The sequence below is a fragment of the Bacillus sp. JJ1127 genome, assembly GCF_036965845.1.
GTDB lineage: Bacteria > Bacillota > Bacilli > Bacillales > Bacillaceae_G > Bacillus_A.
This window is the reverse complement of sequence record NZ_JBALQK010000138.1, coordinates 1-9,861: the sequence shown is the minus strand read 5'-3', so window position 1 is coordinate 9,861 and position 9,861 is coordinate 1. Positions and strand designations below refer to the sequence as shown.

At 33.2% G+C, this 9,861-nt stretch carries 12 protein-coding genes and 2 pseudogenes; 2 read left to right on the top strand and 12 right to left on the bottom strand.

Annotation, left to right across the window (positions count from 1 at the left end):
• Nucleotides 1-421: 421 nt before the first annotated feature.
• A complete protein-coding gene (locus V7183_RS14275; RefSeq protein ID WP_335359941.1) occupies nt 422-988 on the bottom strand; it encodes an AAA family ATPase in 567 nt (188 codons plus the stop codon).
• Between the two features lie 189 nt (nt 989-1,177).
• Nucleotides 1,178-2,263 carry an AI-2E family transporter gene (locus V7183_RS14270; RefSeq protein WP_097899045.1) on the bottom strand — a complete coding sequence of 362 codons (1,086 nt, stop codon included), beginning with the start codon at nt 2,261-2,263 and terminating at the stop codon, nt 1,178-1,180.
• 149 nt (nt 2,264-2,412) lie between these two features.
• Here V7183_RS14270 and V7183_RS14265 point away from each other — a divergent pair, with 149 nt between their 5' ends.
• On the top strand, nt 2,413-3,240 hold the full coding sequence (locus tag V7183_RS14265; RefSeq protein WP_097899044.1) for an HNH endonuclease: 828 nt from the start codon (nt 2,413-2,415) through the stop codon (nt 3,238-3,240).
• Nucleotides 3,241-3,479: 239 nt separating this feature from the next.
• On the opposite strand, the gene V7183_RS14260 is transcribed toward V7183_RS14265, so the two are convergent.
• From V7183_RS14260 to V7183_RS14235, 6 genes and pseudogenes are all read right to left on the bottom strand, one after another.
• Nucleotides 3,480-3,572, bottom strand: a complete 93-nt coding sequence (locus V7183_RS14260) for a putative holin-like toxin (RefSeq protein ID WP_001289319.1) — start codon at nt 3,570-3,572, stop codon at nt 3,480-3,482.
• 234 nt (nt 3,573-3,806) lie between these two features.
• Nucleotides 3,807-4,874, bottom strand: coding sequence for a hypothetical protein (locus V7183_RS14255; RefSeq protein WP_335359940.1), 1,068 nt, complete (start codon nt 4,872-4,874; stop codon nt 3,807-3,809).
• A gap of 14 nt (nt 4,875-4,888) precedes the next feature.
• Nucleotides 4,889-5,362 carry a tetratricopeptide repeat protein gene (locus V7183_RS14250; RefSeq protein WP_335359939.1) on the bottom strand — a complete coding sequence of 158 codons (474 nt, stop codon included), beginning with the start codon at nt 5,360-5,362 and terminating at the stop codon, nt 4,889-4,891.
• Between the two features lie 17 nt (nt 5,363-5,379).
• A complete protein-coding gene (locus V7183_RS14245; RefSeq protein ID WP_230322495.1) occupies nt 5,380-5,577 on the bottom strand; it encodes a hypothetical protein in 198 nt (65 codons plus the stop codon).
• A gap of 15 nt (nt 5,578-5,592) precedes the next feature.
• On the bottom strand, nt 5,593-6,303 hold the full coding sequence (locus tag V7183_RS14240) for a phosphopantothenoylcysteine decarboxylase domain-containing protein (RefSeq protein WP_170958189.1): 711 nt from the start codon (nt 6,301-6,303) through the stop codon (nt 5,593-5,595).
• 3 nt (nt 6,304-6,306) lie between these two features.
• Nucleotides 6,307-6,683 (bottom strand): annotated as a pseudogene (locus tag V7183_RS14235) (AAC(3) family N-acetyltransferase); the annotation flags it as partial.
• 59 nt (nt 6,684-6,742) lie between these two features.
• Between V7183_RS14235 and V7183_RS14230 the strand changes: the two are divergent.
• Nucleotides 6,743-7,198: a hypothetical protein gene (locus tag V7183_RS14230; protein WP_335359938.1), complete on the top strand. Its 456-nt coding sequence runs from the start codon at nt 6,743-6,745 to the stop codon at nt 7,196-7,198.
• Nucleotides 7,199-7,299: 101 nt separating this feature from the next.
• Here V7183_RS14230 and V7183_RS14225 read toward each other — a convergent pair whose 3' ends face one another.
• The 4 genes and pseudogenes from V7183_RS14225 to V7183_RS14210 form a co-directional block, all read right to left on the bottom strand.
• Nucleotides 7,300-7,938: a hypothetical protein gene (locus tag V7183_RS14225; protein WP_097899038.1), complete on the bottom strand. Its 639-nt coding sequence runs from the start codon at nt 7,936-7,938 to the stop codon at nt 7,300-7,302.
• 2 nt (nt 7,939-7,940) lie between these two features.
• Nucleotides 7,941-8,175, bottom strand: a pseudogene (locus V7183_RS14220) (hypothetical protein); the annotation flags it as partial.
• Nucleotides 8,165-8,569 carry a GNAT family N-acetyltransferase gene (locus tag V7183_RS14215; protein WP_097899037.1) on the bottom strand — a complete coding sequence of 135 codons (405 nt, stop codon included), beginning with the start codon at nt 8,567-8,569 and terminating at the stop codon, nt 8,165-8,167. The gene V7183_RS14215 and the pseudogene V7183_RS14220, both read right to left, overlap by 11 nt.
• 142 nt (nt 8,570-8,711) lie before the next feature.
• Nucleotides 8,712-9,650, bottom strand: a complete 939-nt coding sequence (locus V7183_RS14210; protein ID WP_335359937.1) for a DMT family transporter — start codon at nt 9,648-9,650, stop codon at nt 8,712-8,714.
• Nucleotides 9,651-9,861 lie beyond the last annotated feature (211 nt).

Here is a 9,861-nt window from a genome sequence, read left to right as displayed (position 1 = left end):
TTTTAAAATGCTGTTTACTCCAAAAAATTATATAGAAATTACACAATAAAAACATCTAGTTCGTAAAAATCTATAGAAAAGGGTGATACATATTCACCCTTTTACTTCTTGTTCAACAATCGCGCCCAATTGTTGAAGGAATATTCATATTACTTCTAGATATCACACAATCGGCCCTTCATCCTCTATATCTAAAAAAGTTTTTAATGGCATCAAGACGTATATTATGATTACAATTTTCACAACAAAATACACTATTCTTATTTTCCTTAAACTGTTTATATTGCCTAGTTCCTTCATAAATTCTAAATTTTTTCTACAACTACAGCAAATTACCTCATATGACAACAATTCCCCCCCTCACATGATGCATTACTTTCGAGTAGACCTATCGAAGATTGCTACCAGTTCTTGGGTATAATCATAAACATTCAGCAATATGGACAACTTCTTTAATAACAGAATCAACTTCCTCGTTGTCTTTAATTACAAATAGATGATCTGCTTCACCTTCTACTGGGTCTGTTACATCTTCTGTTAGGGATTCAGCATGTTGCCGGACAAGCACTTCCTCAAAATTAGAATAAGGACCCCTAAATATATTGGTACTTCGCCCGCTTTGAGTAACTCGTTCATGAAGAACATCATCTGGAATATCAAAATGAACCAAGATACGGACAAATTCATCTTTATTAAACAGCTCTTCAAGCAAATACAATCGCCCATTTCGACTTCGATTTGAGTTGCAAATAATAAGATTTAAATGAGTATGTTCTTTGGCATAATCGACAATTAGCTTTGAGAGAGCATGCTTAAGAGTATTAGGTCCTCGTTTCGGTTGTAAATTTTTATAATATGTGTTTATAAATTCAGCGTGGTTATCTTGGTCCATAACAAAAGAGTTATTTAACTCTTTTTCTAGAGCTCTTGCAAATGTAGTTTTTCCACTATGGGTTTTTCCTACTGTAATAATAACTAACCTTTTCATAACTTCAACCTCCACTGTTAAATGCTCATTTTGTTACAACATAAGTTATTCCATTAAACTACTCCGTTAGTTGAAGAAACAATATTGTATCCTCAATAGAATGTTACCATAAAAACCCATTATTCCTAGAATAAAAAAAATACACCGCTTAAAAAGCGATGCATCTTTCTTGATTCATATGAGTATCCTCTATTTTCGATTGTTTCTTTTTGTCTTAAATAATCTCACCAAGTTTGAAACAATCGTTTTTGTTACCGCATAAGCAGGTACCGCTAAAATCATCCCAATAATTCCAGCAAAGTTCCCTACTCCTAAAATTAATATGATAATTGTCAAAGGGTGGATATTTAACTTTGAGCTCATAATACGTGGTGAAATAATATTACTTTCAAATTGCTGGACAATCGTAACAATAACGATTACCCAAACTGCTTGCATTGGAGATACAAATAATCCGACAATAACAGCTGGCGCCGCCCCAATAAAAGGTCCTAAGTTTGGAATAATATTTGTAAATGCCGCTATGATACCTAAAATGAAGGCATATGGTAAACCAATAATTAAGTATCCGACAAATGTAAATGCACCAATAAACAAACAAACAAGCGCTTGCCCTTGAATATACGCAGATAAGGTTTCATTCGTTTCTTTTATGATTCGAAGTCCTTCTTGCTGGTATGATTCTGGTAATATACTGACAGCCTTTCCTGGAAATGCATGTCCATCTTTAAACATGTAAAACAGGATAAATGGCACGGTAAACACCACTAATGCAACATTTGTGATTATACCAAATAAAGCCGTTGCACTCGACGTAATCGTGTTTGGTATCTCTTTCAAATATTGAATTGCATTTTTTTCAATCGTTTCAATCGACACATAATTTTGTGTAGTCACCCATTCAAATAGCCTATGATGAGATAGTTCTTGTATGTATACTCTTCCCTCTTTAATATAAGTTGGCATGTTTTTCACCAACTCCGTTAGCTGCTGTGAAATTGTTGGAACAACTACACCAATAGCGACTGCAGTTAATGTAATGATAAAAACATACAACAATAAAATCGCTAAATTTCTAGGAACTTTTTGCTTTTCTAAAAACACCAACACAGGATTAAATATGAAGTATAGAAACAATGCGATTAAAATTGGGAAAAATAATGTTGAAACGAATATGCCAATTGGTTGAAATAAAAATGATATTTTTGTGCAAATAAATACGATTCCTACAACCATTAGCACTTCCAATGTCCAAAAGTGCACTTTCGATTTCAAAAAAACGTCCTCCTTTAAACTAGCACTTCTCTTCATTGTACCAAAATAATCATAAATTTTACATGATATTTTGATCTACAATATTCCAAAATATCATTAAATACACTACAATGGGATTACATACAAATTTGCAGGTAAAGGTGATAAATATGACGCAATGCATCATTTGCAGAAAAGAAACAAAAGAACTTAGTGAACAATACGTCATCCCAGAGATTTTATGTGGATATTATTTCACAAACTCAATTTGCGATTCTTGCCATGAACATCTTACAACAAATGTCGATCGCCCATTAATTAGACATAAACTCATTCAATATAAAATCGAACAAATGAAGCAGCAAATTGATTCCCCACTATATACAAATGAACACGGTCAAGAATTCGCAGCAACTGAAACAGACGTCGTGGAAACAAACGCTGAAATGCACTATTCTAACTCATTGATTATGAAACTATGTAAAAAGCATGATATTTCGCTACATAATGAAATTTGGAAAGAAGAACGTGTAACAAAGGTAGCTAGTTCTATTCAACGTGAGTTACTTTTAGACAATCGAAAATATAAAATGAGCATATTAAAAATGGCTTATACGTTCGCTGTTCATACAATTGATGGTTATTTTGATGATCCAGATGCAATTGATATTTCTTCTATTATATCTAATGCCGATTTTATTGAATTAAAGGAAAAAAACATTGTTCGTGATTTAAGTAAAAGTTCATTATGGAATACACTAAATACAAAGAGTGATAATCACTATTTTATATTAATGAGTGATAAAGATGGTTTATTCTGCTTCATCCGCCTATTTGATATTTTTGATGTTGTTGTCCATTTATCTCAAAAGACATACGAACTTCCATCTCCAATCGTTGGGGTGAACCATGTTGAAAATCAAGAGTTCTATATTGAGAGTTTAAAACAGTATATGGATAATTTATTTAAAGAAAAAAGTACAACAGTTCGCATTTAAATACAGATATTTCAAAATAAGAACATACGGTCTCCTTTCTTGATGAAAAGACACTATGTTATAATAAGCATGAAAAGAACAATACAATCACATAAAACAATGATATATTGTATATAAATAAAAAAGACTAGTGTGCGGCTACACACTAGTTCACGTAACTTTACAGATTGGATTGTTCATTTATCCTATTTGTTTCTTACGAACAAAACAACCCACATTCTATTGGCATAGGTGGGTTGTTATTTTTTGAGCTTGTCGATTAAAACGACAATAAACGTTAGCAATGCAACGAGAAATAATCCACCTTGCAGTAACAACGCAATTTCACTCACGATTATCACCTCCCTTCTATTCGGAGAAGTGATAATTGAACAACCAACCGCACCATAAGTTACCTCTTAATTTTACCATATTTTTTAATTGTTTACGATGAAAACCAGCAAGCCTCTAGCTTGCTGGTTTATTTTGTTTCTCACTATTTTTCTACTACATATACATTGGCGATCATTTCTCCAATGATCTTACAGACTCCATACATACCAAAAGCACGATAATACTTTGTAACTCTATTCACACTGTCTACCTTGCTCTAATTTCGCAACAATTACTTCATAAAACTTCCGATCCTCATCTACATTGACATGTACACGATTTACTGTTTTAGAAAATCCATACAATAGCTCTGCTGTTAACGGTTCTTTTAATTTTATTTCAAAAGTAGCTGGTTCCTTTATAAACTCCATTATAGTTGCTTCAAATACTTCTTTTTCTTCTTCCTTAGTTAGTGCTTCACCTTTATAAAATGTAATATCTTCTATTTGAGAAAATGGTACAACGATTTTCTTTCCAAACCCGACTTGGATTACAATTTCTTTGTCTGTCATAATATATGGATTTGTACGAATTGCTTGGATCTCAGCTAAAAAATATAAAATTCCATATATATTTACAACGAGTAATATCCAAGCAACTACTTCATTCCACTGATGAAGTAAATAATGAAACCCAATTGATTCAATTAATGTTGCATGAATAAGTGCAATATAAAATGGAATCGCCCCAGTTTTTTTATGATATGAAAAAACATACTGACTTTCTGGAGCCTTTGTACGCCAAGACAATAAAGCATAGTACAATAGTTTACATTCTGAAGCAATAACATTTACTACATTATTTCTTTTTAATGCCGCATCGAATGCCTTATCAATTGCCAAAGAGAATGATGGATATTCTTTCTTATATTGTTTATAAAACTTTATAATTTTCGGTAACGTTCTAGCAATCTTATATAGAATAAATAACTCTACAGCTAAAAACGCGAGTTCACCCGCAACTAAAATATAAGACACAAATGAAAAGGCCTGTAAATAATCATTTGGAATGACAAACCTTGCAGCAATATAACCTGCGATTACAACGGGGAATATATAAGTTAATGAGTAGCGTTTACGTATAATAAAAAAATACGTGATAACAGGAATTATAATGAGAAAATCTAATAATGAACCAAGTACCATTTCTTTCGGTATAACAGGCACAATAGGAAGTGCGTACGCTAAATAATTCGATAATACAATTAATGCTGTAAGTCCAATCCAAATGTTCCTTTTCTTTCGTGAAATGGATGTATTCATATAGTCCTACCCCCTTATTTGAAAATCTTGTTCAAATGATCTTTATAAAATAAAATTGCTCTCTCGTATTCTTTCACATCTTCTAAATTCAAAACAGTCTCTATTAATAATTTCATCGCTTCTTCATATGCCTTTATATTATATTTCGCTATTGATAAAAACACTTTCATAACATTATTTTCTGGAAACCGCTGTAAACCAGCTTCTAATGTAGCAATCGCTTTTTCGTATTCACCAATGCAGCGATATGTACTTCCAAGTCCAATATATGCTCCGCAGAGCGACTCTCCAGTAAGTCCATTCGCAATTGCTTTTTCGTAATATGGGGCAGCCTCTGTTTCAAGTCCCATTACATCATGTATGCAGGCACACTGATACAATACTTCCGGATTATCGGTGAGATTTGCCAAGTGCACTAAAATATCTTTTGACCCCTCATATTTCTTTTCACTCCGTAACTGAATGGCTTGCTTTAGTAACTGTTCCATAAGCTTCCCCCCTTTATCTATTCTAAAATATACGCTGCACCATCATTCAAATTCTCTGTAATTCCTTTAAAAGAAACTGTTTCATCGAACGAGGAGCTCTTGCTGTAGTAAAAATGATGTGTATACCATTGTCTAATTGCATTTATATTTCTCTCTGATACTTTCTTTTCATTATGTAATAATGTACAAATTACTTTTATATTTCCAAAGAGCACGACTCCTTCTCCGCATTAACTACTCAAGTTCCCCTCTTCTACGCGATTACATAAATGTTCTAACCTATTAACAATCTCTTTCGCAGTTTCATCTTTTCCTTTGCAAACCAAAACATGGCCATCTTCTCCAATTACATGATGAATGGCTGCACGTGAATATAACGAATGTGGTGAATTTGCTATCATAAAATTGGCTTTTGCCTGCTCCATTCTTTCACTTGCTCGTTGAATTAGCTCGTCTTCATTGATACCGCTTTCAAGTTTGAAACCAACTAGAATTGTCTCTGGATCCCATTGCTTAATTTGTTTTAATACTTTAGGCGCTTTTTGGAAATGGATAATTGGCGCTATATCACTTGAAATTTTCCCATTCATATCCAGTGTATTTCCATCTTGATCACAGATTTTTTCCACAATCCAATCTGATCCAGCTGCCGCCATAATAACTGCATCGATTTTCTCATGTGTAATGATGCTTTTCATTTTATTTTGTAAATCAATAATCCCCTCAAATGGATGTAATTCTAATTGAGCACTTGTACCATTGGGCTTTTCGGCAAAATAGCCATGCAAATATATAACATATGCACCTTTTGACATCGCTTCTTCAGCAAGAATTCTTCCAATCGTACCTTTTGCTAAATTCGTATGGCCACGTACTTGATCCCATTTTTCTAAACATCCACCACTCGTAATTAAAATCTTTTTCCCCTTCATCATAACCATCCCTTATTTAGTTTTCGAACGAAACCATTGTACACCAAAGTCAACAATTTCTCGTTGTTTCATTAATTTACACATTGCATTTCCAACTTTACCAATTGTCACAGTGCCTGTATGTTCAAACTCTTTTCCAATCTCAACAAACGAGTCAGAATCATAGTCCATTTCATCAAACTCTTTCCATACTCTCATGCCGTTTTCAATAATAGGCGCCCCCGCTTTCACCAATTCACGTGCACCTGTACGTATTTCAGATAAATGGATGTATTCGAATCATAACCGACACCTACCAATAATACATACCCATCTAAATCATATATTTTCTTTAATGGTGAGTGCTCACCAAAACTAATCGAAAGTGAATACTCTCTTGTAATCGTCTCATATATTAAAAGTAATAACTATGTAAAAATTTTAAAAATAATAATAAAAGGTGAATTACATGAAAAAACTCATATTAAGCTTTTGGTTATTCGGTATTATCGGATTAGGTGGATGTGCACTGTTTACAAGCGATTACGAAAATTATTGGGTTTTAGAAAAATCTAGGTATGGTGAAGGAAACTTTGGTCCAACAAATCTATACGAAAAAGCACAAGAAGATCCTACCTTGGTTCATCACTCAATAGAACGAATCAGTGAAGGAAAAATGATGATATTTTTAGCATTTGGAGAAAAATATCAAAATGATAAAATTACAGTAAAAGAAGTGAAAGATGAAAACGATAAGTCAGTTGTTGTATTACGCGTGGAAAAAAATAAAGGTACAGATAAAAACCCCGTTATGTATATTGGAGTAAATAAACTAAGAGACTCTGTAGACATTGTAAGCGAAGACGGGAAAAAGATTTTTGAGCTAAAAAATGAAGAAATAACATCACAGCAAGACAAAAAGTAAAGATGATAAAAGAGGTGCGTTTGAACTGCATCTCTTTTATCATCTTTTGAAAATAGCAATATTTCATTTTTTATAAACATTTTTTGCCAAACTTATAGGTATTACTCCGGCGGAAGTTTATATATCACAGTTCCATCAGCATCTAAAAACTCCATTCGCGGAACATCGTTTTCATCAACTACCATACGAATACGCTGATTTCCTTTACTATCCATTAAACGAACAGATACTGCCCCTTGCTTATTTTTCCCCATAAATATTCTTTGTGTATTTCCGGCCCATACTTTATCTATTTCGACCTTTTGAAGTTCTTCATTTGTAATAGATTTCTTTATTTCCTCTGTTTTATTATTTAATTCCGGAAGTGGTGTATCTGCTCTATCATATACACTAAATCCATATTCCCTTTCTCCATTCTCCTCACTATAGTACATTTGCATAACTTGATCTTGCTTATATTGATCAAGTGTTAAAGAAGCACCCGCATTATAATTCCCTTTATCATCTTTTTCACTACCATAAATTAGCCCACCGCACTCATCACCCTCACTGTTGTAAAACATAATTCCAGCAATAGGATCATTTTGTCTATGTCCAGGCAATATATCTTCTCCGTTCATTAATAGTGGTGGAATATTTTCATTATTATACAAACTCAGTCGCACTGTTCCGTTTTGATCAACAATTTTTAGATTTTCTGCTTCAATGCTATTAAATCTAATAGTTTTTTCTTTTGACATAGTTATCCTCCTATATATAGCTTTAATATCTTTTCACCAGCACGTAAAAATGAACCTGATGTTCTCCCACCTAAACAATGAGAACCAATGAATAGTTTACCAATGTATGGATCCATCCCGAGTATCAATTGTATAATCAGACATCTCTACATATTGTTGATATATAAATGAAATCAAGCATATAGTATAGCGTGCCATAAAAGATCTTACTCTTATATAGTAATACCTATTCTTGTCCCCAATAGCAATAAAACCTTTCTACACCTGGATACTTCTCCCCTAAACTTGTAATCATAAATCCGCACTTTCTATAAAATTCTACTGCTTCACAGTCTGTTTCTACTTCTATATACGTTAACCCGTGCACATGAATTATTTTCTTTATCATGTCGGAAGCTACTCCTTTATTACGACTATCTGGTGAGACGGCTATATGACACACTCTTGCTTTGTTTTTACCAATGAATTCAATACCTACACAACCATGTTCTTGATATTTGTATAATGATGCATTTTTATTTTTCGCGTAAAAACTTATTGCTTTTTGCAAACTTGATTCCTGAGGCCCAACTGCATATCTTAATACATTTACAACAGAATCTTCCTCTATGTTTTGAATACGTTCTAACATTATGTACGCCACCTTGTCACTTCATACAAAAGGAGAGACAACTCAGATATATTTTGTTGTTATCTATCCTAAGTCTTTTTCTTAATCAAATTTTCTTCTTATCAAAATATTAGTTCTTTATTTTCAAAGAGATAATGTTTATTCACACTGTTATTTTTTCTTCTTTCTTCATAACTACCGCAACGTAACTATGTAAAATCATTCCAACAACCACTAAGCTCATTCCAATCCAAGATAAAGATGACGGAATTGGAGCAGCTAGCCATATTAATTCCCCTAGTAATGCGAATAAAACTTCACCAGATTGCGTTGCTTCTACAGTAGCTAGTTTCTGTGGATCATCCTTTACAAGATCTGTTGCAAAGAAGAATAATACTGTAGCAATTAAACCTGAGCTGATTGCTACGATAAAGCATTGAAAGACTTGATCACTTGATGGTAATCCGTTTGTTGAAACTTCATAGCCCGATAATAAAAACCAAAATGGTAAGCTTGCTAGTGTCATTCCAAGCACTCGTTGAAAAACATCTAACTCACCTTTACATACTTGCATCATTTTTCGATTTCCAAGTGGGTAAGCAAATGCTGCGACTATTACCGGAACTACACATAAAATGGTTTCATGAATCCCTAAAGAGGAAGCATGTTCTACTTGCATAAGAAGAACACCTAATAATATAACAGCAGACATCATTAGTTCTTTCATTGGAACTTTTTTATGTAGTGAATTTGTTGTAAATAATGGTGTTAATAACATCCCTGCTATAATCGTAATTTGCCATGTAGAGGCAACGAGCCATCCTGACCCAAATGCACCTGCAAAGCTAAGCGGTGCGTAAAAAAGACCGAAACCAACCGTACTCCATAACAACCACTCTTTCGGATTGCTTTTCATATATTGAAAGAGTTGCTTTAAATTCCCCCTATAAATGACAATGATTAAAAGTAACGGAACCATAAAATAGTATTGTAACGAAGCACTCCAAATCCAGCTTCCCCCTTGTAAATCCATAGCCCGGTTTAAAATAAATGTAAAGGCAAAGAAAAAAGATGCTACTATCCCCGCTGCAATTGCTTTCATCCTAAAACCCCTTATACAGTTTTTATTTTACTGATAATTCTTTCTATTAAGTTATTATAGGCTATAACTTAATAGAAAATCCATATTTTTTGGTGACATATCAGCGATATTTTATATCTATTTTAGTGTGATCCAATGTAACTGTGATTGGTTTCAATCCAACACTATCACGTAAAATCTCTTTACCAGCAGCAATTTTCTCATTTAATAT

Bases quoted from the DNA above. Each gene is read 5' to 3' on its own strand.
- V7183_RS14275 (WP_335359941.1), bottom strand. From the start codon at position 988: ATGAAAAGGTTAGTTATTATTACAGTAGGAAAAACCCATAGTGGAAAA.
- V7183_RS14265 (WP_097899044.1), top strand. From the start codon at position 2,413: ATGACGCAATGCATCATTTGCAGAAAAGAAACAAAAGAACTTAGTGAA.
- V7183_RS14255 (WP_335359940.1), bottom strand. From the start codon at position 4,874: ATGAATACATCCATTTCACGAAAGAAAAGGAACATTTGGATTGGACTT.
- V7183_RS14250 (WP_335359939.1), bottom strand. From the start codon at position 5,362: ATGGAACAGTTACTAAAGCAAGCCATTCAGTTACGGAGTGAAAAGAAA.
- V7183_RS14240 (WP_170958189.1), bottom strand. From the start codon at position 6,303: ATGGTTATGATGAAGGGGAAAAAGATTTTAATTACGAGTGGTGGATGT.
- V7183_RS14230 (WP_335359938.1), top strand. From the start codon at position 6,743: ATGAAAAAACTCATATTAAGCTTTTGGTTATTCGGTATTATCGGATTA.
- V7183_RS14225 (WP_097899038.1), bottom strand. From the start codon at position 7,938: ATGTCAAAAGAAAAAACTATTAGATTTAATAGCATTGAAGCAGAAAAT.
- V7183_RS14215 (WP_097899037.1), bottom strand. From the start codon at position 8,569: ATGTTAGAACGTATTCAAAACATAGAGGAAGATTCTGTTGTAAATGTA.
- V7183_RS14210 (WP_335359937.1), bottom strand. From the start codon at position 9,650: ATGAAAGCAATTGCAGCGGGGATAGTAGCATCTTTTTTCTTTGCCTTT.